The sequence below is a fragment of the Rhodococcus sp. 1163 genome, from assembly GCF_002091985.1.
GTDB lineage: Bacteria > Actinomycetota > Actinomycetes > Mycobacteriales > Mycobacteriaceae > Rhodococcoides.
In genome coordinates, this window is sequence record NZ_MKKX01000030.1 from 133,844 (window position 1) to 159,182 (window position 25,339).

The 25,339-nt window shown below is 62.0% G+C and carries 24 protein-coding genes, 1 tRNA gene and 1 pseudogene; 19 read left to right on the plus strand and 7 right to left on the minus strand.

Translation table 11 applies throughout. The features are described 5' to 3' along the window. The first annotated feature begins 14 nt into the window (after positions 1-14). From BJD99_RS12760 to BJD99_RS12800, 9 genes are all read left to right on the plus strand, one after another. Positions 15-944 (plus strand): 3-oxoacyl-ACP reductase, encoded by a 930-nt coding sequence (locus BJD99_RS12760; protein WP_084347216.1) that lies wholly within the window; start codon positions 15-17, stop codon positions 942-944. 370 nt (positions 945-1,314) lie between these two features. Continuing rightward, positions 1,315-2,079, plus strand: coding sequence for an ABC transporter permease (locus tag BJD99_RS12765; protein WP_084347217.1), 765 nt, complete (start codon positions 1,315-1,317; stop codon positions 2,077-2,079). A gap of 43 nt (positions 2,080-2,122) precedes the next feature. Beyond that, positions 2,123-2,944, plus strand: a complete 822-nt coding sequence (locus BJD99_RS12770; RefSeq protein WP_256895658.1) for an ABC transporter permease — start codon at positions 2,123-2,125, stop codon at positions 2,942-2,944. 6 nt (positions 2,945-2,950) lie between these two features. Further along, positions 2,951-4,114: an MCE family protein gene (locus BJD99_RS12775; protein ID WP_084347219.1), complete on the plus strand. Its 1,164-nt coding sequence runs from the start codon at positions 2,951-2,953 to the stop codon at positions 4,112-4,114. Further along, positions 4,111-5,142 carry an MCE family protein gene (locus tag BJD99_RS12780; protein WP_084347250.1) on the plus strand — a complete coding sequence of 344 codons (1,032 nt, stop codon included), beginning with the start codon at positions 4,111-4,113 and terminating at the stop codon, positions 5,140-5,142. Before BJD99_RS12775 ends, BJD99_RS12780 begins: the two co-directional genes overlap by 4 nt. Next, positions 5,129-6,199 (plus strand): MCE family protein, encoded by a 1,071-nt coding sequence (locus BJD99_RS12785; protein WP_373270538.1) that lies wholly within the window; start codon positions 5,129-5,131, stop codon positions 6,197-6,199. The genes BJD99_RS12780 and BJD99_RS12785 overlap by 14 nt, the downstream gene beginning before the upstream one ends. Position 6,200: 1 nt before the next feature. Then, on the plus strand, positions 6,201-7,448 hold the full coding sequence (locus tag BJD99_RS12790; RefSeq protein WP_084347221.1) for an MCE family protein: 1,248 nt from the start codon (positions 6,201-6,203) through the stop codon (positions 7,446-7,448). Beyond that, complete coding sequence (locus tag BJD99_RS12795; protein ID WP_084347222.1) at positions 7,445-8,632, plus strand: MCE family protein; 1,188 nt, start codon at positions 7,445-7,447, stop codon at positions 8,630-8,632. The genes BJD99_RS12790 and BJD99_RS12795 overlap by 4 nt, the downstream gene beginning before the upstream one ends. Further along, positions 8,629-10,032, plus strand: coding sequence for an MCE family protein (locus BJD99_RS12800; protein ID WP_084347223.1), 1,404 nt, complete (start codon positions 8,629-8,631; stop codon positions 10,030-10,032). The genes BJD99_RS12795 and BJD99_RS12800 overlap by 4 nt, the downstream gene beginning before the upstream one ends. Positions 10,033-10,096: 64 nt before the next feature. Here the strand turns inward: BJD99_RS12800 and BJD99_RS12805 are convergent, their stop codons facing one another. Further along, positions 10,097-11,038, minus strand: coding sequence for an alpha/beta hydrolase (locus tag BJD99_RS12805; protein WP_084347224.1), 942 nt, complete (start codon positions 11,036-11,038; stop codon positions 10,097-10,099). Between the two features lie 167 nt (positions 11,039-11,205). Between BJD99_RS12805 and BJD99_RS12810 the strand changes: the two genes are divergently transcribed. Both BJD99_RS12810 and BJD99_RS12815 read left to right on the plus strand, forming a co-directional pair. Next, on the plus strand, positions 11,206-11,967 hold the full coding sequence (locus BJD99_RS12810; RefSeq protein ID WP_143542142.1) for a hypothetical protein: 762 nt from the start codon (positions 11,206-11,208) through the stop codon (positions 11,965-11,967). Then, entirely contained in the window at positions 11,967-12,449 is a 483-nt protein-coding gene (locus BJD99_RS12815) for a h domain protein (RefSeq protein ID WP_084347225.1), read from the plus strand. The genes BJD99_RS12810 and BJD99_RS12815 overlap by 1 nt, the downstream gene beginning before the upstream one ends. Positions 12,450-12,496: 47 nt before the next feature. On the opposite strand, the gene BJD99_RS12820 is transcribed toward BJD99_RS12815, so the two are convergent. Together BJD99_RS12820 and BJD99_RS20975 are read right to left on the minus strand one after the other, a co-directional pair. After that, a complete protein-coding gene (locus BJD99_RS12820) occupies positions 12,497-13,951 on the minus strand; it encodes a trehalose-6-phosphate synthase (protein ID WP_084347226.1) in 1,455 nt (484 codons plus the stop codon). A 51-nt stretch (positions 13,952-14,002) separates the two neighbouring features. Next, positions 14,003-14,176 carry a hypothetical protein gene (locus tag BJD99_RS20975; RefSeq protein WP_179142320.1) on the minus strand — a complete coding sequence of 58 codons (174 nt, stop codon included), beginning with the start codon at positions 14,174-14,176 and terminating at the stop codon, positions 14,003-14,005. A gap of 280 nt (positions 14,177-14,456) precedes the next feature. On the opposite strand from BJD99_RS20975, the gene BJD99_RS12825 reads away from it, so the two are divergent. Both BJD99_RS12825 and BJD99_RS12830 read left to right on the plus strand, forming a co-directional pair. Further along, positions 14,457-16,097: an ABC transporter ATP-binding protein gene (locus BJD99_RS12825; RefSeq protein ID WP_084347252.1), complete on the plus strand. Its 1,641-nt coding sequence runs from the start codon at positions 14,457-14,459 to the stop codon at positions 16,095-16,097. Continuing rightward, entirely contained in the window at positions 16,094-17,842 is a 1,749-nt protein-coding gene (locus BJD99_RS12830; RefSeq protein WP_084347227.1) for an ABC transporter ATP-binding protein, read from the plus strand. The genes BJD99_RS12825 and BJD99_RS12830 overlap by 4 nt, the downstream gene beginning before the upstream one ends. A 62-nt stretch (positions 17,843-17,904) precedes the next feature. On the opposite strand, the gene BJD99_RS12835 is transcribed toward BJD99_RS12830, so the two are convergent. Next, on the minus strand, positions 17,905-18,555 hold the full coding sequence (locus tag BJD99_RS12835) for a hypothetical protein (protein WP_084347253.1): 651 nt from the start codon (positions 18,553-18,555) through the stop codon (positions 17,905-17,907). A 17-nt stretch (positions 18,556-18,572) separates the two neighbouring features. After that, on the minus strand, positions 18,573-19,127 hold the full coding sequence (locus BJD99_RS12840) for a CsbD family protein (RefSeq protein ID WP_084347228.1): 555 nt from the start codon (positions 19,125-19,127) through the stop codon (positions 18,573-18,575). A gap of 173 nt (positions 19,128-19,300) precedes the next feature. Here BJD99_RS12840 and BJD99_RS12845 point away from each other — a divergent pair, with 173 nt between their 5' ends. Then, positions 19,301-20,110: an alpha/beta fold hydrolase gene (locus BJD99_RS12845; protein WP_084347254.1), complete on the plus strand. Its 810-nt coding sequence runs from the start codon at positions 19,301-19,303 to the stop codon at positions 20,108-20,110. A 104-nt stretch (positions 20,111-20,214) separates the two neighbouring features. Further along, a complete protein-coding gene (locus tag BJD99_RS12850) occupies positions 20,215-20,469 on the plus strand; it encodes an MbtH family protein (protein ID WP_084347229.1) in 255 nt (84 codons plus the stop codon). Here the strand turns inward: BJD99_RS12850 and BJD99_RS12855 are convergent. Further along, a complete protein-coding gene (locus BJD99_RS12855) occupies positions 20,466-21,947 on the minus strand; it encodes a threonine/serine exporter ThrE family protein (RefSeq protein ID WP_084347230.1) in 1,482 nt (493 codons plus the stop codon). The genes BJD99_RS12850 and BJD99_RS12855 overlap by 4 nt on opposite strands. A 90-nt stretch (positions 21,948-22,037) precedes the next feature. Between BJD99_RS12855 and BJD99_RS12860 the strand changes: the two genes are divergently transcribed. The 4 genes and pseudogenes from BJD99_RS12860 to BJD99_RS12875 form a co-directional block, all read left to right on the plus strand. After that, a tRNA-Thr gene (locus tag BJD99_RS12860) sits at positions 22,038-22,112 on the plus strand. Positions 22,113-22,434: 322 nt separating this feature from the next. Next, a complete protein-coding gene (locus BJD99_RS12865) occupies positions 22,435-23,091 on the plus strand; it encodes a type IV toxin-antitoxin system AbiEi family antitoxin (protein WP_373270539.1) in 657 nt (218 codons plus the stop codon). A gap of 118 nt (positions 23,092-23,209) precedes the next feature. After that, positions 23,210-23,560 carry a nucleotidyl transferase AbiEii/AbiGii toxin family protein gene (locus tag BJD99_RS12870; protein ID WP_256895655.1) on the plus strand — a complete coding sequence of 117 codons (351 nt, stop codon included), beginning with the start codon at positions 23,210-23,212 and terminating at the stop codon, positions 23,558-23,560. Positions 23,561-23,672: 112 nt separating this feature from the next. Then, a pseudogene (locus BJD99_RS12875) lies at positions 23,673-23,942 on the plus strand (transposase); the annotation flags it as partial. A gap of 16 nt (positions 23,943-23,958) precedes the next feature. Here the strand turns inward: BJD99_RS12875 and BJD99_RS12880 are convergent. After that, entirely contained in the window at positions 23,959-25,020 is a 1,062-nt protein-coding gene (locus BJD99_RS12880) for an IS110 family transposase (RefSeq protein ID WP_084347231.1), read from the minus strand. Positions 25,021-25,339: the final 319 nt, after the last annotated feature.

Here is a 25,339-nt window from a genome sequence, read left to right on the forward strand (position 1 = left end):
CTACAGTCCGGAACGTGAACGACGAAGAGGTACGACTCGACGGCAGAGTAGCGCTCGTAACCGGTGCTGCGTCCGGACTCGGCCGCGCGGAGGCCATCGGCCTCGCGCAGGCGGGTGCTGACATAGTGCTCGGCGACATCGCGTCGGGACCCGCCGCGGACGAGACGATCGCGGCGATCGAGGCGACTGGCCGTCGGGTGGTCTTCGTGCCGGGCGACGTCAGTGAACGTTCCACTGCCGACGCCATGTTCGCGGCCGCACAGGACAAGTTCGGCCGCGTCGACATCGTCGTCAACAATGCTGGAATCGTCCGAGACCGCATGCTGTTCAACATGTCCGACGACGACTGGGACGCTGTCGTTCGAGTTCATCTGCGCGGGCACTTTCTGCTCACGCGCAATGCAGGCGCTTACTGGCGAGCCGAATCGAAGAAGTCCGGTGCCCCGGTGTACGGCAGAATCGTCAACACCTCTTCCGAAGCAGGTCTGCTCGGGCCGGAAGGGCAGGCCAACTACGGCGCAGCCAAGGCAGGAATCACTGCGTTGACGCTGTCGGCATCGCGGGCGTTGTCACGGTACGGGGTTCGCGCCAATGCGATCTGCCCACGGGCCCGTACGACGATGACCGAGGCTGTCTTCGGTGACGCCCCCACCGACGGGGTCGATCCGTTGGCGCCGGAGCACGTATCGACGTTGGTGACCTACCTGTCCTCACCCGCCTCGGACGCCGTCAACGGCCAGGTCTTCATCGTCTACGGGCCGATGGTGGCTCTCATGGCTGCCCCCGTCGTCGAGCAGCGGTTCGATGCAACTTCGGGTGCGTGGACGCCGCTGTCTCTCGGGGCCGAGCTGAGTACGTACTTCGACGGACGTGATCCTTCCAAGACCTTCTCCGCCGGCGCGGCTCTCGATCTGGACGCGCCGGAGGTCACGGCCGGTCCGTAGCTTTTCGATTTCGGTCACATAACCGACCATGTCGGGTGAAGATGATGCGGGCACGTAGGTTCCGATGTGGCGGGTGTAAAACTAGAACTTGATCTAGTTTTACACCCGTTTCTACACGGTGAACCCTCCGCTCGCAGTGGCTGAGTGGCCTCCTCGGATGTAGCGACATTCGAGTATGCGAAACCAAAACTCTTTTCCTGCAATGTAAGTGAACAGAAGGGCCGTACGCGATGTGTACGACACTCACGCGTGATTCGAACCGCCCAACATCGAGATCGGTCGATTCTTTGACTACTGAACGTGTTCTAGTTAACATGAACTGGACGGCCATGACCTGGATCACAGTGCCGCATGTATCGAGGGAGGTTTCATGAACGACGTTCTACTCGTGCCCCTTCGTGCAGTAGGCGCCTTCTTCGACATGTCGTGGTACACCTTGCGTTCGGTGTTCCGCCGGCCGTTCCAGCGTCAAGAGTTCATCGACCAGGCGTGGTTCGTCGCCCGTGTGTCGATGGTCCCGACCGTTCTGGTTGCCGTGCCTTTCACCGTGTTGGTCAGCTTCACCATCAACATCCTTCTCCGTGAGATCGGTGCAGCCGACCTCAGTGGGGCGGGCGCTGCCCTGGGCGCTGTCACGCAGGTCGGACCGATCGTCACAGTGCTCATCGTCGCAGGGGCGGGCGCGACGGCCATCTGCGCCGACCTTGCCGCACGCACCATCCGTGAGGAGATCGACGCGATGCGGGTGCTCGGCATCAACCCGATCCACCGTCTCGTCGTCCCACGGGTACTCGCCTCGACGGTCGTTGCGTTACTGCTCAACGGCTTGGTATGCACCATCGGCATTATCGGTGGCTTCGTGTTCTCCGTATTTCTCCAGGGGGTCAACCCGGGATCTTTCGTCAACGGCATCACGCTGTTGACTGGGTTCGGCGAACTCATCACCTCGCAGGTCAAGGCTGGTTTGTTCGGGATGATCGCCGGCCTTGTCGCATGTTTTCTCGGGCTGAATGTACGTGGTGGAGCCAAAAGCGTGGGCGATGCAGTGAATCAGACCGTAGTCTTCGCATTCATGGCATTGTTCGTCGTCAATGTCGTGGTCACCGCCGTCGGTATCAAATTGACAGCCGGATGAGGGGGATCTAGAAATGGCCCTCGCTGCAGCCGGCCGTTTTACGATGGTGCGCAAGCGGATCAGTCGCACTTCAGGGGCGGTGGACCGCCTAGGAGAACAGGCGATCTTTTATCTTCGTGCGCTCGCATCGATTCCGCGCGCCGCGGTCAATTACAAGAAAGAGACCCTGCGACTCGTCGCCGAGATCAGTATGGGATCCGGCGCGCTCGCCGTCATCGGTGGAACGGTGGTCATCGTCGGATTTCTGACGCTGTTCGGCGGTGGGACCGTTGCCTTGCAAGGATTTACCTCACTGGGGAACATCGGTGTAGAAGCTCTCACCGGCTTCTTTGCCGCCTTCATCAACGTGCGGATTATCGCGCCGGTCATCGCGGGCATCGGTCTTGCGGCCACCATCGGAGCAGGTTCTACGGCGCAGCTGGGTGCTATGAGGGTATCCGAAGAGATCGACGCACTGGAGTCGATGGCAATTCCTTCGATCCCATATCTGGTCAGTACGCGAGTGCTCGCCGGCATGGTTGCCATCGTTCCGCTCTACTCGCTGGCGGTCATCGCCTCGTTCATCGCGAGTCGTTTCGCCACGGTGGTGCTCTTCGGGCAGTCCGCAGGCGTCTACGACCACTACTTCGACACATTCTTGATACCGACGGACATTCTGTGGTCCTTCGCCCAGGCCATAATCATGGCGCTCGCGGTAATGCTGATCCACACGTACCACGGCTTCACTGCCAGCGGTGGTCCGGTCGGCGTCGGCGTGGCGGTCGGAAACGCAGTGCGCTCGTCGCTCATAGCGGTGGTCACCGTTACTTTGTTGATCTCGCTGGCCATCTACGGCAGCTCCGGCAACTTCAACCTGTCGGGATAACGGAACATGGACAATTCGATTACCAAGAAACTCGCCGCTGCCGGACTGGTGCTCGGCCTGGTCGCCATCGCCGCGTTCTCACTGATCACGTTCGCTGGTGGATTCACCAGCACAGTTCCGGTCACCGTCACCTCGGCACGCGCCGGACTGGTGTTGGATCCGCAGGCCAAGGTCAAACTACGCGGCGTTCAGGTTGGCCGCGTCGGGTCGATCTCGCAGGAGGACGGCATGGCCAGACTCGATCTGGATCTCGATCCGTCGACGCTCTCGCTGATTCCGTCCAATGTGGCGGTAGAGATCAAGTCCACCACGGTGTTCGGCGCCAAGTACGTCAATTTCGTGGTTCCTCCCGACCCATCGAGCCAGAGCATCGAGGCCGGTGCCGTCATCCCCGCGGACAGTGTCACCGTCGAGTTCAACACTTTGTTCCAGCACCTGTCGGAGGTCCTTCAAAAGCTCGAACCCGAGAAGCTCAACGCCACCCTCGGTGCCGTGTCCTCGGCTCTCCGCGGTCGCGGTGAACAACTCGGGTCCCTGCTCGAGGACACCGACTCCTACCTGAAGACGGTGAATCCGAGTCTTCCAGCGCTGCAACGAGATCTGGCCGCGGCAGCAGTGGTCACCAACGTCTACGCCGACGCGACGCCGGACCTCATGCGGGTACTCGACAACGCGAGCGACACGGGAAAGACCATCGTCGAGGAACAAGCGAACCTCGACCTGCTGCTGATGAACGTGACCGGTCTTGCCGATACGGCAACGCAGGTGCTGACCGAGAACCAGCAGCCACTCGAGACCGCGCTGTCGACGCTGACCGACACCACTACGCTTCTCGACGAATATTCACCCGAGATCACGTGCTTCCTGGTGGGGCTCAACAAGGGGCGGAAAGCATTCGGGCCGATGGCAGGGGCGGGAGACAGCGCATCGATCAAACTCAGTACGAGCTTCGTGTTGGGAGATCCGGCCTACACGGTCGAGAAGGACCTACCCAAGGTTGCGGCCAGTGGTGGTCCCAACTGCTACGGACTTCCCGACTTCGATCCGAAGCAAGCCCATGCGCCGTTCGTTGTCGCGGATACCGCTGACGCGCCGTACGTGCCCGAGACGCAGCCCTCCATCAACGTGCCTACGGTGTTCCAATTTCTGTTTGCGGGGGCGTGGCCATGAGAAGCAATACGATCAAGCTCTCGATTTTCGCGTTGGTGATGGTGCTGATCTTCGGCGCATTGGCATTGGTGTTCAGCCAGTACCGGTTCGGTAGCGCCGACTCCTACCGTGTCGAATTCAGCGATGCGTCAGGTCTCAAATCTGGCGACAAGGTTCGGATCGCGGGGGTTCCTGTCGGAGCAGTGAAGGGTGTGGACGTCGGTGACGAGGACCTCGCGGAGGTCGAGTTCGACGTCGATTCGAAGTATCGACTGCTGACGAGTACGGCAGCGACCGTCCGATACGAGAACCTCGTAGGTGATCGGTACCTCGAGCTACTCGAAGGACCCGGCGGGATCGAGGAACTCGACAGCGGTGGCACGATTCCAGTGAATCAGTCCTCACCCGCGCTCGATCTCGACCTATTGCTCGGTGGGTTCAAGCCACTGCTTCGAGGGTTGGATCCGCAGCAGATCAACGATTTGTCCGCCGCGTTGCTCGGGGTCTTGCAAGGACAGGGCGGAACTCTTGTCTCGCTTCTCGGTAACACGAGCTCGTTCACCAACACTCTCGCTGACCGCGACCAGTTGATCGGCGATGTCATCACCAACCTCAACGCGACTCTCGGCACAATCGATCGACAAGGAACCCAGTTCGAGACCACCATCGACTCCTTGCAGCAACTCGTCAGTGGACTTGCGCAGGATCGAGACCCGATTGGCGACGCTATCCCGCGTATTGCGGGGGCAACAGGAGACCTGGCCGGGCTTCTCGAGGCGACGCGTCCGGATCTGCAGTCGATGATCGCTGCCGCGAACCGGACCGCAACCCAGCTGGACCTCGGAAAAGACAACATCGATCAGGTGCTCACCCGGCTCCCGAGCGACTACAAGAAGCTGATCAGAACCGGATCGTACGGCAGCTTCTTCCAGTTCTACCTCTGCTCCAACACATTCAAGATCTCGGGCCCTGAGGGGTCACCGACACTGCTCGTCCCGACGGCGGTTCAGGATACGGGGAGGTGCGCAAACATCAATGATGTCAACTAAACCGGATAAATCGCCCAACTTCATCCACGTCGGGGTCATCGGTATCGTGTTGGCCGTCTGCATAGTGATTGCGACGCTGCAGTACGACCGCCTGCCGTTCCTGAACGGCGGCATCAACTACTCGGCAAACTTCACCGATGCAGGCGGGTTGATGGTCGGTGACGACGTCACAGTCTCCGGCGTCAACGTCGGCAAGGTCGAGCAAATCGCTCTCGCCGACCAGGAAGTCCGCGTCGAGTTCACGGTGCGCGAAAACATCGAGCTCGGCGAGGCGACTGCCGCGGCGATCAAGACCAACACGATCCTGGGCCGCAAGTCGCTGAAGGTGACACCCGATGGACCCGGTTCCATCGACGTCCACGACACCATTCCGTCCTCTCGCACCAACTCCCCGTATTCGCTGACCGACGCACTGGGTGACCTGAGCACCACCATCTCCGACCTCGACACCCAGCAGTTGGGTGACGCAATGAACGTGGTCTCGGATACGTTGTCCGACACTCCGCCGGAGTTGCGCACCGCCCTCGACGGCATCAGCAGGCTTTCCCAAAGCATCAACTCGCGCGACGAGAGCCTGCAACAGTTGCTCGAACGTGCCGAGAGCGTGACCGGAATCCTCGCCACCCGCAGCGATCAGATCAACCAGTTGATTCTCGACGGCAACGAGCTGTTCGGTGAACTCGATCGCAGGCGCACTGCGATCAGCCAGTTGATCACCAATATTTCCTCGGTGTCTCGCCAACTCACCGGTTTGGTCCAGGAGAATGCGGCGCAGATGGGTCCGACACTGGAGAAGCTCAACTCGGTGGTGGCGGTACTGCAGAAGAACAATGACAACATTGCCGGCGCGCTCGACGGCCTGGGGCCGTACATCAGCGCGCTCGGTGAAGCGGTTGCCAGCGGGCCGTTCTTCAACGCTTATATCCAGAACATCCTCCCGAGCTCGTGGTGGAAGACGATCGTGGACGGCGTCGTGGCTCCGGATCAATTGCCTGGCACTCTGCAGGACCTGATTCCGAAGAATTCGCCACCCATCCTGAAACCCCCGGGGCAATGACATGAAGAAGAAGCTGCTGTATCTCGGTGCCACCGTGCTGGCAATTGTGTTGGTCGTGGTCGGTTACAAGGTCGTCATCGGTCTGACCCAGAAGTCTGTGGTCGCTCAATTCTCCTCTACGACAGGGCTGTACGAAGGCGACGACGTCAGAGTGCTCGGCGTGACCGTGGGTAAGGTGAAGAAGATCGAACCTCAGGGTGACGATGCCCGGGTGAGTATGCAGGTTTCCTCGGACGTCTCGATCCCGGCGGATGCCAAGGCCGTGATCATCGCGCAGAGCCTGGTGTCCGCGCGGTTCGTGCAACTCACTCCGGTGTTCGCCGGCGGACCCGAATTAGCAGACGGGGAAACGATTCCCCTCGAACGCACGGCGGTACCTGTCGAATGGGACCAGATCAAAACCGAATTGACCAAACTATCGACATCGTTGGGACCGGAGGGAGTCGACGATCAAGGCCCAGTGGGTCGGTTGATCGACACCGCTGCCGACAACCTCGACGGAAACGGTGACTCGCTGCGCTCGACACTGCGGGAGCTGTCCGAGACCATGCGAATACTGTCCGACGGCCGAACAGACCTCTTTTCGACCGTCCGCAACCTGCAGGTGTTCGTCGGTGCACTGTCCAACAGCAACGATCAAATCGTGCAGTTCGGCGGCCGACTCGCGTCGGTATCGGAGATGCTTGCCCAAAGCTCCGACGAATTCGGTACTGCCATGACCGATCTCAATGTCGCGCTCGGTGAAGTTCAACGGTTCATCGCCGATAATCAGGCAGGATTGGTCGAGGGAGTCGGCCGATTGGCTGATGCGACTCGCGTCCTGACCGACAAGCGCCCGGAGATCGAGCGCATCCTGCATTCAGGACCGAATGCACTCGCCAACTTCAACAACATCTACCAACCGGCGCAGGGTTCGCTGACCGGTGCCATCTCGCTGAACAACTTCGGCAACCCGATCAACTTCATCTGCGGTGCGGTGGCGGGTGTGGAGAACGCTACGTCTGAGCGAAGCGCCGAACTGTGTAAGCAGTACCTCGGTCCAGTCCTTAGCTCGCTGGTCTTCAATTACCCTGCTTTTCTTGCCAATCCGACAACCGGAGCGGCTGCGAATCCGGATCAGATCGTCTACACCGAGCCTGGTCTCGAACAAGCGCAGACGCCTGCGTCCGCTCCGAAGTCCGAGCCTATGGCCGATATGCCGACCGTCCAGGTGCCAAGCCTCGGCGACCTGCTAGGAGGCGGACGATGAGAACTCGTGCACGCGCCGTTGTGAAGGTGGGCATCCTTGCCTGCGCCATGTCGATCACACTGGCAGGGTGTGAATGGGGTGGCTTGAATTCCCTGCCACTGCCCGGCACCGAAGGTCGGGGTGACGGGGCCTATCAGGTGAAAATCGAAATGCCCAACGTGACCACACTGTCGCAGAACTCACCGGTGACCGTCGACGACGTCACCATCGGAACTGTCGATACAATCACGGTTCAGAACTGGCACGCTCTGGTCACCGTGTCGCTGAACGAGGGCGTCGCGTTGCCCGAGAATGTCACTGCCAAGATCGGTCAGACCTCGCTGCTCGGATCGCAGCACCTCGCGCTGGTGCCGCCGCCCGATCCCGAGGGAAGGTTGCAGAACGGCGACGTGATTCCGCTGGATCGAGCCGGGGCATACCCGACGACCGAGCAGACCTTGTCCTCTCTGTCCGTGGTGCTCAATGGTGGTGGCCTGGCTCAAATTCAGGACATCACCACCGAACTGAACAATGCCATCGGTGGCCGTGAAGACTCGATCCGCGATCTGTTGCCGCGGCTGGACGAATTGGTCGGCAGTCTGGATGATCAGCGTGGTGACATCATTGCCGCACTGGACGGAATCGATCGGCTGGCCGTCAACGTCGAGAATCAGAGCGCCACGCTCACAAAGGCATTGAACGAACTGCCGCCGGCGCTCGACGTTCTGATCAAGCAACGTCCGAACATCACCGGAGCCTTCGTGTCGCTGGGTCAGCTCAGCAATGTCGTGTCGCAATTGGTCGAGACCAGTGGTGCAGATCTGCAGACCAATATCGAAAGCATCACGCCAGTTCTCAACGCGTTGGCCGATTCCGGTAGTGCGCTGACCGAAGTGTTGTCGGTTCTGTTGACCTACCCGTTCCCGCAGGAGGGCATCGACAACGTGATCCGCGGAGACTACGCAAACCTGGGGATGGTCATCGACTTGTCTCTCCCGAGGTTCGACTCCAATTTCCTCACCGGAACACCTCTCGCGGGCCGTATTGCTGGTCTCGAAGGCGCTCTCGGTCAACAGGCCGCGCCCACTGCGGTGACAGCGGGCGACCCACTGCGTGGACCGGTCGGCGCACCGACGCTACAAATCCCAGGACTGCCTGCAATTCCATTGCCCACCATTCCTGGACTCGGGGTGCCCGCACCATGATGCTCACCAAATTCGTCCGCGTTCAGCTGATCATCTTCTCGATCCTCACCGTCATCGGACTCGTGGTGATGGCCACTCAATATGTCGGAGTGCCGGCACTCGTCGGGATCGGTCGCTACGCGGTCACGGTGAAACTGCCGACGACCGGCGGCCTGTACCCCTACGCAAACGTGACGTATCGAGGTACCACTGTCGGTGAGGTGCGCTCTGTCGAGCTCACACCCGACGGCGTTGACGCCAACATGTCGATCGACAGCGACTTCTCGATTCCCGCAGATGTCGACGCACAGGTCAAAAGTGTTTCTGCCATCGGCGAGCAGTATGTCGATCTGATCCCGCGGAGTTCGGACGGACCCGCCCTGTCGAATGGCGATGTCATTCCGGAGGACCGCTCGTCGGTGCCGCAGGACGTCGGGCCGATGCTGGACCAGGCGGACACACTACTGAAAAGTATTTCCGATACTCGGCTGCGGACCGTCGTCGACGAGTCGTTCAAGGCGTTCAACGGGGCTGGACCGGACCTGCAGAAGCTCATCGATTCGACCCGGTTGTTCGTGCAGGAAGCGAATGCCAACTCCGGAGAAACCATCCAATTATTGGATCAGCTCGGCCCGTTGCTGGACGGGCAGGTCGTCAGCAGCGACGCTATTCGTTCCTGGACAAGTAATCTCGCTACCTTCACCGATCAGCTTCGTGCCAGCGATCCAGATCTGCGTGCCATTCTCGAGAAGGGGCCGAACGCGGCAGCGACAGCCAACAAGTTGTTCCAGGATCTACAGCCGACGCTGCCGATTCTGCTCGCCAACCTGGTCAGCATTGGTGAAGTCGGCGTCATCTACAACGCCGGCATCGAGCAGATCCTGGTGTTGTACCCGCCGATCACTGCAGCTTTGATGACCGCCGCGGGCGCCGGGCCCGCTGACGAGGGCGCCCTCGTGAACTTCCAACTCGAAGTCAACGACCCGCCCTCGTGCACAACAGGATTCCTTCCTGCCGATCAGCGACGCGATCCTAATGAAATGTCCGTTCCGGATACACCGGCTGACCTGTTCTGCAAGGTCGATCAGTCCGAGAGCACCGCGGTCCGCGGCTCGAGGAACCTGCCGTGTATGGAGGTGCCCGGTCGACGCGCACCCACGCCGGAAATCTGTCGCAGCGCGGAGGGGTATGTGCCGCTGGGCAACAACCCGCCTTGGGGCCCGGTCGAGCAGGGGGAGCCATCGTACACCGAAATCCCCAGTGGTGAAAGCAGTGTCACTCCGGCAGTGGCAGCACGTCCGTACGATCCGCAGACCGGTATGTATGTCGCACCCGGTGGCGTCGCCTACGCACAACCCGGACTCAATGGCGGCGTCAACGACCTGCAGGGCCTCATGTCGGTCCAGCAGGGCACCGGTTAACAGATTGCCCTTCGAGTCCACTCCACCGCAGATGCGGCGGAGTGGACTCCGTAGGGAATCGGCTTCAGAGGTTGCGGGCAGCGAAGGCCACAGCGAGATCCAGGATCGCCTTGCCTTCCGGCAGTCCACTGGCCATGACGGGGAACGCGTGCACCTGCCCCCTCCACACATGCGTTTCGACGGTTCGGCCGGCGACGCCGAGCTTCCGGGTCATCGATTCGACGTCGGGTCGCATGATTTCGTTCTCCGCCGTCGAGAGGAACACCGGTGGAAAGATCGACGGGTCGGCATCGACGGGCGAAGCAGCGCCGGGGATCGTGTCTGGTCCGGCAAGCCAGCGTTCTTCGAGTGCCAGAACCTGCTTCATCGGAAGGTACGCATCCTTCTTCATGAACTTCCGCGGATGACTCTTCAAATTCAGATTGAGCAAAGGGGAGAACCCCAACACCGCGGCGGGCGGTGTGAGACCTTCCAGTACAGCAAGTTCGGCGACCTTCATCGCGAGATATCCACCGGCAGAATCACCTGCGACGATGATCTTGGACGGATCGGCAACGGTGTCCAACGCAGCGCGGTAGGAGCGCATCGCGTCGGCGATGGACGTACCGATTCCGCCGTCGGGGATCTGTCGGTATTCGACGGAGTACACGGGAACACCTGCGCGAGCGGACATTGTGGCGCATGCGCTCCGGTGGGTGGCCAAACCGCAGAATACGAAACCTCCGCCGTGGAAGTACAGGATGGTTGCATCGGCAAGAGATCCCGTCGCGACCCGCGGATGCGTCGTCTTCTCGCACGGCACCCCGCCGAGGGCAACCTGCTCGATCGTGACGCGCTTGGGCTTGGGGAGTCGGTCGACGGCACGGTCGAGGTGGCCGATCGCTCGGATACCGTTGTCGGTGAGTGGCCAGAGACTGAACGCCGGTTTCAGCGTCATCCGCATGGCATAGGCCAGTACCCGCGCCTGCCGGCTGACGTCGTCGTGCCACGTGAGCGTGTGAGCCATAGGGAGTGGTCCTCTCGCAATCAACAAGACAAGTGAGAGTATCAGCCTGGTGAACCAGTTCTAGTTCTCGACCGTTCTGTTACCCGCAGCGTGCACAATGTGAATGAGATGTAGGTCGATACCCGTTCTAGTCGGCACGACCACTGGACGCAACGAGGAAGGTTTTTATGGCAGACGACGAGGGCACGGCGCCGAGGCGCCCACGCCGTCGGGCAGTACGACCGGCAGGGCCTATCGCGGGCGAGACGACGTCGAAGGACACAGTCGAAGTACCGGCAACCGCACAGGACTCACCCGTCGACACCCCGGACCTGAAGAATGAGGAGCCCATACCCTCCCTCGTCAAGGCTGACGCCGAGCAGAAGCCGACAGAGCCGACGAAAGAAGAGGCTCTGCTGGAGGAAGAAAAGCCCGAGCAGGACGTGGATGTCTCGCATCGGAAAACGAACCGGCTCGACCTAGTGCTGACGTCGTTGTTCGTGGTCGTGGTTCTCGCCCTCCTCGCTGGAGGCGTCTACCTGTTCCTGGCCAATCGAGCGACGAGCGCCGAAGACGCGCAAGCCGAGCGATTCGTACAGACCGCCCGACAGACCGTCTTGAATCTGACGACGATTCATCCCGATTCGGCGCAAGAGGATGTGGACCGGTTGCTGGCCGGTGCCAGTGGAGATTTCAAGGCCGAGTTCGAGGGCCGTGAAGGTCCGTTCGTCGACGTCGTCAAGCAGGCCCGTGTCGATTCGAATGGTGAGATCATCGAAGCTGGAATCGAAAACAGCAGCGACGATACGGCGGATGTCCTCGTGGCTGCACGGGCGATGGTGAAGAACTCCGATGCCGAAGAACCCCAGCCGCGCGACTTCCGGTTGCGCGTAACAGTCGCTGACGACGGTGACGTGATGACCGCGTCGAGAGTGGAGTTCGTGCCGTGATGAAATCTGGAATTCTTTTGCGCAGCTTGGCCGTTGTTATCGTGTTGGCGCTTGCCGCCGGTGTCGGGGTGCTGTTCTATCAGTATCGGCAGAACGAGCAGACCGAGCAGGCGCGTACCGATGCCGTCGCAGCTGCTTCGGCGCAGGCGATCTCGATGCTGGCCTACGACTTCGACAATGTCGATCAGCAATTAGCTTCTGCTGCAGACGGTTTGACCGGGGACTTCAAGGACGACTACACCAAGTTGGTGACCGAAGTGATCGCTCCCAGTGCCAAGGAAAAGTCGCTCACCGTTCAGGTGACCGTGCAGGGCACCGCTGTCGTTTCGGCCGATCCGGACGATGCAACGATACTGTTGTTCCTCAATCAGATCACCACCAGCACCGATGCACCCGACGCTGCCAGCAGCGGAAGTCGGGTTCGGATGACGATGGAAAAAGTCGACGGGCGTTGGCTCGCAAGCGAGTTGGCTCCGATCTGAGCACTGTCCACTGGAGGCTGGGCGCCTCCAGTGGACAATCGGTCGAATCAGCGCTGAGTTGTCGCTTGACCGTCCTGCGGCGGATTCGACAGCGCGTCGAGGAAGGACCTGGCCCATCGGTCGACGTCGTGTGCGAGCACCTGCCTACGCATGGCGCGCATACGTCGCCGGCCGTCCTCGGGCGCCTGCTCGAGCGCATCGATGATGGCGTCCTTGACGCTGTCGAGATCGTGCGGGTTGCACAGGTATGCCTGACGGAGTTCGGCAGCGGCACCGGTGAATTCGCTCAACACGAGCGAACCACCGAGGTCGCTACGGCACGCGACGTACTCCTTCGCGACGAGATTCATCCCGTCGCGTAGGGGAGTGACCAGCATGACGTCTGCTGCGACGAAGTAAGCGATGAGGTCGTCCCGTGGGATCGGTCGATGCAGATAATGCACGACGGGGTGGCCGACCTGGCCGTATTCACCGTTGATGCGGCCGACCTGCTGTTCGATCTCACCGCGCATCGCCTTGTAGCTTTCGACGCGTTCGCGACTCGGTGTGGCGAGCTGGACGATGATGTTCTCGGCCGGATCGACACGGTCCTCTTCGAGAAGCTCACGGAATGCGTTGAGCCGGACGTCGATTCCCTTGGTGTAGTCCAGACGGTCGACCCCGAGCATGATGCGCTTCGGGTTACCCAGATCCTTACGGATCTGCTTGGCACGATCACGGACTGCCTTGCGCCGTGACTTCTCGTCGAGATCCCCCGAATCGATGGAGATCGGGAACGCGCCGACGCGTACCGTCCGGAAGCCGACCTGGACGGATCCGAGCTTGGACCGCACCCCGACGGATCCGCGGGAGGTGACCTGACCGGCGAGTCTGCGGGCGAGGTACAGGAAGTTCTGTGCGCCGCCCGCGAGATGGAATCCGATGAGATCGGCCCCGAGTAGCCCTTCGACGATTTCGGTCCGCCACGGCATCTGCATGAACAACTCGACCGGCGGGAAGGGGATGTGCAGAAAGAACCCGATGGTCAGATCCGGGCGCAGCATCCGCAGCATCTTCGGGACCAGCTGGAGCTGGTAGTCCTGAATCCACACCGTCGCACCCTCGGCTGCCGCAGCAGACGTCGTCTCGGCGAACCGACGGTTGACCTCGACGTAGGCATTCCACCAGGAACGGTCGTAGATCGGTTTGACGATGACGTCGTGATAGAGCGGCCACAGGGTGCCGTTGGAGAAGCCCTCGTAGTAGTCGGCTACTTCTCGCTCGCTCAACGTGACGGGACACAGTTCGAGCTCGTCCTCGATGAACGGTTCGACCTCGACATCAGGGACGCCCGGCCAGCCCACCCAGGCGCCGTTGTTGGCTCGAAGGATCGGTTCGAGTGCCGTGACCAGCCCGCCGGGGCTTCGCTTCCATCGCGTACTTCCATCGGGAAGCGTCTCCAAGTCCACGGGCAACCTGTTGGCCACGACGACGAAATTGGAACCCTGCGAGGCGTCAGCCACTACTGTCCTATCGGTTCATCGTTCAGAAAGTGCGATTGCTGGTGCGTGCGATCACTCGGGTCGTGCCGCCGGTTCGATGCCCAGCATCGCAAACAGCATGCGGCACTCGTCTGCGTCGAGCGCGTAGGCAGCGACGACGCGCTGCGCCTGGCTGGCAGTCTCATCGGCCAATGGGACGATCTCGTCGTCGGCGATGTCTTTGTCCGTGGTCGTATTGGCGGCCATGATCGTCTCCGTAGTGGTTGCTGGCGTACTCGACAGGTGGTGCTCACGAAAGTTTCTTTCGCGTCGCCGCCAACTCTATGAGAACTGGTCGCCCTCTCGCCACTTCCTCTGAACGAGCGCAGTGCTCGTCGAAGTGACCTGGGCCCCATCGGGGCATGGATTAGGGTCGATCAATGCACTTTTCTTCCTCGGCGACGTGATGGGTGTGTCGACGACCACGAACCCCCCTTCGACCGGTACAGCGATTCTTCGCCGGAGTGTGCGACGTCAGCGCACCCGGATGATCATCTCCACCGTGTTCCTCTGCTTGCATCAATTCTGCGAAACGATGGTTCCGGTCGCGATCGGTCTGATCGTCGGCCGCGCCATCGCCACCGGTGACGGCACCGCGATGATCATCTCGCTGCTGGCGCTGGCTGGACTGTTCGTGGTTCTGTCGTATGCGTTTCGTTTCGGAGCCCGCATCATCGTGGTCGCGATCGAACGTGAGGCGCACATGATGCGTGTCGAGGTCGCAGGCCGGGTGCTCCATCCCCGAGGCGTGCGCACCGACCTCGTGTCCGGTGAACTGCTGTCCGTTTCCACCTCCGACGCCGAGAAGACCTCATGGATTCTCGATGTCATCGCGCGCACTGCCGGCGCGATCACTGCCACCCTCGTCAGCGCAATCGCGTTGCTGATCATCGACATTCCGTTGGGGTTGGCGGTCGTCATCGCCACCCCACTGATCATGTTCGGACTGCAGCGTGCCGCTCCACTTCTGACCAAGGCCGCGACGGCGCAACAAGCAGAGGTCGCGCGTGTGTCCGGCATGGCGACAGACCTGGTCGGCGGGGTGCGTCCACTACGCGGTATCGGTGCGGAGGAAGCAGCGTCGGCTCGATTCTTCGCCTCGAGCCGCACCGCATTGAGCGCGACGATGAAGATGGCCAAAGCCAACAGTATCTACCTCGGATTCTCGACGACGGTCAGTGCGCTGCTGGCTGTCGGAATTGCCGGTGCAGCAGGACTGTTCGCGCTACAGGGGCGGATCTCGGTAGGTGAGCTCATCACGGTGATCGGACTCTCGCAGTTCATCATCGAACCGCTGACCACGATGTCGCGTCTGCCGGGTGTCGCTGCAGTCGTGCGAGGTTCCGCCGATCGGCTGGCCTTGGTGCTCGGCGCGGATCACGTTCTGGCAGAGGGTGGTTCCGTTGCACCGCCGGCCACCGATATCGCGGCCGCGGGCATCGCATACCGGTCTCTCGACGGCTTCGATCTTTCGGCCGCCCCCGGGGAACTCGTAGGTGTGGTGGCACTGCGGCCCCAGGACGGCGAGGCATTGGCCGCGGTGCTGTCCGGACAGATCTGCGAGGACGACTACCTCGGCACAGTGACCATCGGTGGTCTCGGATTCGGTGAACTCGGACTGGCCGACGCTCGTCGAACAGTGCTGGTGGAACCGCACAACACCGATCTGTTCGCGGGCACCGTGCGAACGAACGTCTCCGCCGGGCGAGCCCGCGAGGACCACGAGCTCGACCGAATACTCGCCGCGTCCGCCGCTACCGACGTCGTCGCCATGCACGAGCGTGGCCTCGACCACACAGTCACCGATCGCGGGGCCAGCTTGTCGGGCGGTCAGCGTCAACGTGTCGCATTGGCCCGGGCATTGTCGGTCTCGGCCCCGGTGCTCGTCCTGCACGACCCGACAACCGCGGTGGACGCCGTCACCGAACACTCCATTGCCGCCGGGATCAAGGAACTGCGTCATAGCGGTGATCGTGCCCAGACCACCATCCTGATCACGACCAGTCCCGCCCTTCTCGCAGTGACGGATCGAGTCGTACTCGTCGACGACGGACGCGTCGTCGCCGAGGGAACGCATCACCACCTCGCAACCGCCGACGAACGCTACAAGGGGGCGGTCCTGCGATGACCACACCGGAACTTCTCCCTATCGCGACGGGTAAGCGGTCCTGGGCTTACTTGTCGGGCGAGATACGCGCCCAACGGGGACTCGCCCTCCTCACCCTCGCGATCAGTGCCGTCTCGGCGGCCATGTCGCTCATCCCCGTCTACGTCTTCGGCGTACTCGTCGACCGCGTCACCGAAGGTGCCCCGACGTCGACGATCGTGAGCGTGGTGGTCGTCATCACCACGGCCGCCGTCATCGGAGGCATCTTCACAGCACTGAGCACCTACATGATCAGCAAGCTGGGCGAGCGGACTCTCGCCTCGCTGCGCGAACGGGTACTCCGACGCGCACTGCATCTCCCGATCGGCACACTCGAACGAGTCGGCAAGGGAGACTTGCTTTCCCGTGTCGGCGACGATGTCGCAGTCATGGCGAAGTCCATCGGCGAGGTCATCCCCAACATCGTCTCCGCGATTCTCCTCGTATCACTGAGCGTGGTCACGATGCTGAGCCTGGACTGGCGTCTCGGACTCGCAGGCATGGTCGCCATCCCGATGTACGTCATGGCCCTGCGCTGGTACCTACCGAAATCGGCACCCCTCTACGCCGCCGAGCGCGTCGCCATGGGCGAGCGGTCCCAGGCACTCATCAGCAGCATGCAGGGCGCACGCACCGTTCGCGCCTACGGACTCGAAGACACACACCTGGCCGAAATCGACAAAGCGTCGGGCAAGGCTCGAGACATCGGCATCGACGTGTTCCGACTCTTCACACGCTTCGGTTCGCGCAGTAACCGCGCCGAATGCGTCGGACTGTCGGTGATTCTGGCCGCTGGATTCCTGCTGGTCCAGGACGAGTACGTGACCGTCGGCCAGGTGACCGCTGCTGCGCTGCTGTTTCACCGGCTGTTCAACCCGATCGGCATGCTCATGTTCTCCTTCGACGACGTGCAATCGGCGGGCGCCAGCCTCGCGCGCCTGGTCGGCGTCATCGACATACCCGACGAGCGGTCGCCTGGGACAGGTGCCGTCCCGGTCGACGGCACCCTGCAGATCACCGATCTCCGGCACTCGTACGACACCGGCCACGAAGTTCTGCACGGAATCGACCTGACCGTCGGCGCGGGGGAGACCGTCGCACTCGTCGGATCCACCGGTGCAGGCAAGTCGACGATCGCAGCAATCGCAGCGGGCTCGATCGACTCGACCTCCGGCACGGTACGGATCGGCGGCGCGACACTCGCCGAACTGGGCGCGAAAGGGCTGCGCAGACATATCGCGATCGTCAGCCAAGAAGTACACGTCTTTGCAGGTCCACTGATCGAGGATCTACTACTCGCAGCACCGGACGCGAGCCGAGCGGACGTCCACGCAGCACTCGACACCGTCGGCGCCACCCGATGGGTCGACACCCTCGACAACGGCATGGATACCGTTGTCGGAGAAGGTGGACACGAATTGACCTCCGCCCAATCACAACAGCTGGCACTTGCGCGACTCGTCCTCGCCGACCCCGCCGTCGCCGTGCTCGACGAAGCGACCGCCGAAGCCGGAAGCGCCGGTGCCCGAGACCTGGAGGCAGCAGCGGCAGCCGCAACCCGCGGACGCAGCACACTCGTTGTGGCACACAGGCTTACCCAAGCAGTCGCCGCCGATCGCGTCGTGGTCCTCGAACACGGAAGAATCCTCGAACAAGGGCCACACGCCGAACTCGTCGCTGCGGGTGGGCGTTACGCCGAACTCTGGTCGGCTTGGCAGGGGCGATAGATGGGCTCTGAACCACCGAAAGCGCCCCCGGAGGGACGCTTTCGATGTTGTGTTCGGCTTTTTCAGCTGTTCTTCTCTGCCAGGAACAGCTTTTCGATACGAGCGGCTTCGGCCTTCTTGTCCTCTGCCTCTTCTTTGCTTTCAGCGGCGTCCGCCAGTTCGGATTCTGCGGGCGCGGCTGCGGCCTTCTCGGACTTGGCGATCTGCTCGTGCTGTTTCTTCTCCGCGGCGCGGGCTTGCGCTGCCCGTGATTCGGCCACCTCGTCGGCGCGCTTCTTCTCGGCGGCAGCTTTCGCTTCGGCTTCCTGAGCGGCCTGCTGCTTGCGCTGTTCGGCCTGCTCACGTGCTTTCCGTGCAGCATCGTCTGCGGCTAGGGCAGCAGCCTTGCGTTCCTTCTCGGCCGCTTCGCGAGAGGCCCTCAGCTTCTGGTCGGCGACTGCCTGGGTCGCGTCGGCGTCGGCTTCGAGCTTGCGGGCCTTGGCCAACTCTTCGCTGAGGTGGACCTGAGCTTCGCCACGTTGTTCGACATCTTTGTCGCCGAGCACACTGCCGACGGCCTTGTCGAGCGATCCGACAGTGCGCTCGTACGCAATTCGAGCGGGTGCGTCGGTGCTCCACGTCTGCACGACGCTGGTTTCGAACAGGTGCAACGGGATTCGAACGATCTTGTACTGAAATCGGAGAATGGACAGCGGGATGCTGAGTACGTTCATGGAAGGACTACTCCTGTTCACGGGTTGATGTCTTCACGCAATGATTCGGCGTTGCGTCGAGCGCGGTCCGCTGCCGCTCGCGCAGCTTCGGCCTCGGCCACTTCTTCGCCATGCTCCTGCACGGCCTTCAGCTCGTCCTGCGTCGCGGCTGCAGCGTCGGACTGCCCCTCGGCAACCGCCTCGATCTGTTCGGCGCGGGCGTCGACCTCGGCGTCGGCAACCTCGTCTCGGACGGTCTGATGCTTTTCCTTCTCGGCCGCGACATGCTGTGCCTGCTGGACGTGGCGGGCGCTCTCGGCCGAGGCCTCGGCGCTCGCGCTGGCTGCATCGCGCTGCTGCTGGGCGGCATTTCGCACGGCAGCGAGGTCTTCGGCGGCTTCTTCGGATTGCGCCTGGGCCGCCAACTCGGTGGCGTTCGCCTCTGCTCGTTCGCGGGCCTGTGCATTTTGAAGCTGTCCCTCGGTGGTGAGGGAATCGTTGCCGGTCACTGCCCCGACAACCTCCTTGGCCTTGCCCTTCACCGCGTCGAACAGGCCTTTGCGGGCTTCTTCGGATGCGTTCTCATTGCTCACTGCAGTACCCCTCGCTTCTACTCCCCGGTGGAATTCGCCCGACAGCGATCTACATGCCGAACGCGCAACCATGGTGGACTACCCGACCGAGTGAAGCCGGAAACCCGCCGGTCGACTACTTCGCGGGCTCGGTCGTAAGCTCTTTTCCAGCCGCAGACGAGCAAAGGAGTTACATGCCGATCGCAACCGTGAACGGGATTTCGCTGAATTACCAGGTCAAAGGTGCTGGCGATTTGGTCGTTCTCATCATGGGCACCGGTAGCCCGGGCCGAGTGTGGGACCTGCATCAGGTCCCCGAACTCGTCGAAGCCGGCTACCGCGTCTGCTATTTCGACAATCGTGGGATAGCGCCATCGTCGGAGAGTGCGCAGGGCATGAAGATCGACGATCTCGTAGCCGACACCGCCGGACTCATCGAACTGATTCGTGAGGGCGACGAGAAGGCATATGTCGTCGGCACCTCGATGGGCTCACGCGTCGCGCAGGAACTGGCGCTGACGCGACCCGAACTGGTCCGTAAAGCTGTGTTCCTCGCCGGACATGCCCGTCTCGACGAGTTTCAGAAGACACTCGGCGAAGGTGAACGCGAACTCGCCGACGCCAAGACCGCCTTGCCACCGAAGTACGCCGCGGCGATCACGGCCGTGATGAACCTGTCGCCGACCACACTTGCAGACTCCCGGTCGGCGCGTGACTGGCTCGACCTTTTCGAGTTCTCGACAGCGCCGACATCCCCCGGCGTGCGGGCTCAGCTGGGCATGGACGAGAACTTCGACAGAGGTGCCGCGTACGGAAAAATCTCCGTGCCCTGCTTGTCGGTCGGATTCGAGCACGACCGGATGATCCCCCCGTACCTGAGCGAGGAGCTGGCGAAGGCGATCCCCGACGCCCAATACGTCGAGATTCCCGACGTCGGGCACTTCGGATATCTGGAGCGGCCAGAGGCGATCAACAGCGCCGTGCTGGAGTTTCTTCGAAGCTGACCTCCAGCGTCGGCACTCGAGTGCGATACTGTGCGTTGCTAGGGTCGGGGGCACTTCACATAGAAGACTGCCGATAACAATACGTTTGCGACGAGTGAGGCGAGATGAGTACCAATCCATTCGATGACGAAGACGGACGCTTCTTCGTGCTGGTCAACGACGAAGACCAGCACTCGTTGTGGCCCACATTCTCCGATGTACCGCAGGGCTGGAAGGTTGTCTTCGGTGAAGACACCCGTGCAGCATGCTTGGAGTACGTGGAGAAGAACTGGACGGACATGCGTCCCCGCAGCCTCCGTGAAGCAATGGAGGCCGACGCAGCTGCACGTCAGTCCGCAGAGGGAACCCCCGAGGCTTAGACCTTCTTCTTTTTCTTGAGCTCGACAGAACCGCGTCGCCGACGAACAACCGGGCGACGCGGTTCTTCTCTGCGTCGAAGAGTAGGACGTAGCAGTTCTTCGGTGCGAGCCAAGATGCGTGGACGACGCAACGTACGCGCACCCCACTCGCCGAGCGTGACCCCAGCAGCGAGGCCACAACCGATACCGAACGCTGCGAGCAGTGCACTGATGCCGAGCAGTAGTTGGTCGTTGAGCAGCGCGTAGAGGCCTCGGTACAGCGACAGGCCAGGCAACAGCGGCGTGATGCCGGCGACCGCGACGATCAGCGGCGGAATCAGCGCGCGACGAGCCATCAGACCACCGGCGAAACCGACGACGGTCGCCGCGAACGCCGACGCGATGATCGGCCCGGTGGACAGCGTCTGGATGAGCAGGTAGACCAGGGCACCGGCAAAGCCGCCGAGGAACGCAGCCGTCAACGCACGACGCTCCGCGTAGCAGGCCAGCGCGTAGAACAACGAGGCTGCAGCACCCGCCAGCACCTTCGTCGGCAATTCTTCGATACCAGGGGGCGGGTTGTTGGTGATCAGTGGCAGATCGCTTCCGACGATCGCGGCGATCTTCAACGACGTCGCAACACCGGCGATGATTCCGCCCGTCATCATCAGAACTTCGAAGAACCGCGCCGACGCAGTGATCGGGGCCCCGGTAATGGCGTCCTGCACCGAGCCCACCAACGACAATCCCGACAGCAACACCGTCACGCCCGCCGCGATGACCAACGACGGCGAAATCGTGATACCCAACTCGTCCTGAAAGTTGTACAGCGTGATGGCAGGGGTCGCCGCGACGAACCCGCCGACCACCTGCTGGAAAAAGAACGGCAGACCCACCCGGTTCAGAACGCGCCCGATCCGGTCGATGACCATCGTCGTCAAGAAGCTCACCACCGCCACCAGCGCATCGCCACCGACCAACACGCTGATCGCCGCCGCCATGCCGGACCACGCAAGCGTCGCGATCCACCGGTTGTACGGGTGCGGTGCCTTGGTGATGGCGTCCAACGTCTCGCGCGCAAACGCCGGCGTCACCATCTTGATGCGGACATCGCGAATCAAGTTGTCGACGGCAGCGAGACGCGTGAAATCCATCGACCGGTATTCCACGATCCGCATCGTCGACGCCGGCGGCCGCGTCGGGCCGCGGTGAGCGCTGATCGTGATCGAGTTGTAGGTGACATCGACATCGCAGCGAGCAAGGCCGTAGGTTGCCGCGATGTACTGCACCTGGGATGCCGTATCCATCGCGGAAGTCCCCGACGCAAGAAGTACCTCACCGACGCGTACCGCCAGATCCAGCACTTCTGCCACCACAGCATCGTCGGTGAGGTCGATCGGCCGCAGTGGTGAAGGTGCGGCTGTAGGGGTGTCGATGGTGGCGCGACGCTCGCCGGTGAGACGGCTGAGCGAGGCCGTCACGTCTTGCAGGAAAGTCATGACCGTCTTTACATAGCTGGGGTGATCCACGCACAAGGTACCTGCTGTTACTGAGCGAGGAGTGAGTGGATATGCTGGCTCAGCACCAACGCCTCCTTAGCTCAGCGGTAGAGCACTCGCCTTGTAAGCGAGCGGTCAACGGTTCAATCCCGTTAGGAGGCTCCACGAGACGGCTCCGACCAGCGAAAACGGTTGGGGCCGTCTTTTTTGGCCTATTTCGGCCGCTCGTTTCTTGTGTGAGCCGGGTTCGTCCACCTGGGTTTGTGTGTCGCTTGTGACCTGGGGATTTGCCGGTTCGGCGGCTCGATTCGGCGTTCGGTGTCACAGAATGTCACAACTCGTTGCGAACTCATCAGTAAGCATTCGTGTGGATTTCGGTGGATGCACTCGGACTGTGCGGGAGGTTGCCGGACCGAATTGCGTGTTGTAATCAGTGTCGGTTCTGTAGGCTTGGACCCTACGTATCCGACACTTGATGGAGGTGACTGTGACGACAAGCGATGTGCGACGCCGTCAGACCGGGTTACCTCCGGAGTTCGCGCGGCTTCCGATGCGGGTGGTGCGGGCAGCGACGGCCGCCGATGTCTACGCGCATCCGCGCGCCGAGCTCGCGCGGCTGACGGACTTGGGTCTGCTGCATCGAGTGGCGACAGGCTTCTACCTGGCGGTGCCCGACAACAAGGTCGGGGGCGGCTGGATGCCTGGTTTGGAGGCTGCGGCGGCAGGTATCGCGGTTGCTGCCTATGGCCGCGATGAGGTTGTGGTGATGGGTGTTAGCGCGGCTCGGTTGCACGGCGCGATTCCGCGGGCGTTGGCGACTGCTGTGGTGGCTGTGCCGACGCGGCACGATCCGATCCAGTTGGCCGACCGGCAGGCAGTAGTCCGGTTTGTTGTGCGTGACACGGCACGTCTGGATGCGGAGCGCATCGATACCGAGTTGGGTGCGGTGTTGGTGACTACTCCGGAGCAGACGGTGTTGGATCTGGAAAAGCGTCCGGGGTTGGGTGATGCCGAGGGTGAGGTGTGGCCGGCGGTGGAGCAGTTGTATCGGAAGTGCGATCGAGGCGTTTTGGCGGACATCGCTGGGGCTCAGACGATGAGAACGACTCTGTTGCGGCTGCAGGCTCGGTTGGGGGAGAAGTAGTGAATCCCGACGAGATAGATTCGGTGGCAACGCAATTTGGTGTCGCGCGTGCACAGGTCGAACGGGATCAAGGTCGGAGGTCGCTCGTGAACTGGATCGAGCGTTGCCGCGTTCCGTGATGCGAAGTCACGGAGGGTTGGCGTGGGATCCCTCGATCAGCGAGGTGCCGGAGCATATCGGTGCTGTTCTGCGGTCGCAGTCTGGTCTGTCGGTCAAGGTGCAGCTGTTATCGGCGGAGGGACGGCCGTCATGGCCTGTGGAGTTCAGGAGGCTTGAGCAGCGCTACGGCGACGCGCCCCAGGCTGAGTTGACGGTTCCCACTCGGCCTGCGTTCGTTGCAGGTAAAACGGCGACGTGGTGCGACCGGCGGCCACCTCGGGATCTATGGGACCTGTGGGCCCTCGATGGTATTGGCGCTTTCGCGCCGGAGGTTGCAGACCTTTACCGGAGGTTCGGGCCCACGAACTAGCTGCCGGGGCAATGGCAGTTCTCGAATGCTCCTGGCGTGTCCCCGGCGAACGGGGCCATCATGTTTTAGAGTCTTGTTGCCCATGAGCTGGGCGGATAGGACTATGGAGAACATGGCTGGACGGAAGCGGAACTCCGCGGAAGACATCGTGCGCAAGCTGCGACGAGCAGATGAGCTCACCGCTGCAGGGAAGACGCAGGAGGAGATCGCGGCGGAGCTCGAGGTGTCGGCGGCGACCTTGTACAACTGGCGTCGCCAGTACGGCGGCATGGACACCGACGCCGCGAAAGAGCTCAAGGAGCTGCGGGAGCAGAACGGCAAGCTCAAGCGACTGCTTGCCGACGCTGAGCTGGAGAAGGACGCTCTTCGGGAGGTGGCGCGGGACGCTCCTATAGATGTCAAGCAGTCAGCGCGGCGTAGTCTGCGCGCAGTGCGCTGAATACCTCACGTGCGAGGTAGCGTTTTTGGCATCGGAGAATTTCGGGCATCGATTTGCCTTCTGCTGTCCGGCGATTGGCGTAGGCGCGTGCCTCGTCGCTGTATTTGAGGCGGACGACGACGGCGGTGTGAAGGGCTTGGTTGGCGCGTCGGTCACCGCCGCGGTGCAGACGGTGCCGTGTGGTTTTGCCCGACGAGGCCGGGATCGGTGCGACCCCGCAGAGATGCGCAAAGGACGATTCCGACCGTAGTCGGTCGGGATTGTCACCGACGGTGACGAGCAGCGCCGCCGCGGTGTCGGGCCCGAGACCCAAGATCTCTGAGGTTCGTGGCGCTGTCTGCTTGACAAGTGCCGCGAGATACTTTTTCAGTTCGTTTGCTTCCCTGCGTAATTCGCGGCACCGGGTGGCCAGTGATCGTAGCGCGAGCATGGTGGCGTTAGCGGGGTCGGCTATCGCGCCCAGGTCCGGTTCGAAGGCCATACATGCGTCAAGTAGTGCTGTGGTGGTGCGTCCGCGCAAGTGGGTGCGTAGGGATTCTGGTGCGGTGACGATCATCGAGCGGACGGCGTTCATCGATGCGGTGGCGGCTTTGACGGCGCTCGATCGTGCGACGCGGAGTGCTCGGATCGCTTCGACCGGGCCGTCGCCGTGTTTGGGTTCGGAGAGCTGGTTGCGGGCGAGTGCAGCGCGGGCTGCGGCCTCGGCGTCGATCGGGTCGCTCTTGCCGACGTTGCGGCGAAGCTTGCGGTTCGGGCGCGGAACTTCCACGACCGCGATGCCGCGGGAACGGAGGTGTCGGGTTAGGCCGGCACCGTAGGAGGCGGTCCCTTCGACTCCGACGGTGACCAGAACGCCGTGTCCCAGGACCCAGTCGATCAGTTCACTGTATCCAGTTATGGTGGTGTCGAATTGGCGACTTCCGATGAGGATTCCGGTGTCGGTGATGATGGCGGCGTGATGAGTGTCGGCGTGGGTGTCAACTCCGCAGTAGATGGTGGCGGGTGTTCGTTTCCGTGTCACGTGGGTCGAGCCTTTCCTCGGGTGGTGTGCGCGAGGTTCGGACGGGCCAGTGACGGGCCGAGGTGGGGCGGCAGGCTCCTATGAGGTCACGGACTTCGCGTGCTCCACGGTGTTGTGGTGGCCTGCAGGCGAGGTGGTCGACGGGTCCCGCGGAAGGCACCGGATGGGCCAGGAAAATTCGGGGTCAGGCCGCCTCGTCAGCGGGTTGATCTCATTATTACTGGAAAATTTTGAGCCCAACTGCTCTGCACGCCAATCGTTTCGACGATGAACATGTCGAAACGATTGGCGTGCAGAGCAGTTGGGCTTGCCCGCTCCA